General features: G+C 41.3%; 1 pseudogene. It reads right to left on the bottom strand.

Annotated features, from left to right (window positions below):
• Positions 1-224 (bottom strand): annotated as a pseudogene (locus BCT11_RS28215) (ISL3 family transposase); the annotation flags it as partial.
• Positions 225-317: the final 93 nt, after the last annotated feature.

Here is a 317-nt window from a genome sequence, read left to right as displayed (position 1 = left end):
TTGATGCGTCGGGTTTGAACGGACAGTTCAACAGGAGTTCCTAACAGTGTGGCTTCCTTTACGTTACGCCATTGATACTCATGTATGGCTTGAGCTTTAAGCCCACAAGGACACTTAGCGATAGAGTTAGGTTTGAGAGTAAGCTTTATTAATGACGCAGTCTGATGAGACTTTACTATATGAAAGCCTTCCCAGAATGAAGATAGGAAAGTATGATTCGACATGAAAACGGTAGTTTGTGTAGGTTTTGTTTGGCGATAAAACTCTATCACTTACTACCGTTTTTGTTTTTAGTTCCCGCTTATCCGCGATGAACC

The sequence above is a fragment of the Vibrio sp. 10N.222.52.B12 genome, from assembly GCF_002875385.1.
Classification (GTDB): Bacteria; Pseudomonadota; Gammaproteobacteria; order Enterobacterales; family Vibrionaceae; genus Vibrio; species Vibrio jasicida.
This window is presented reverse-complemented; position numbering and strand designations above follow the sequence as displayed.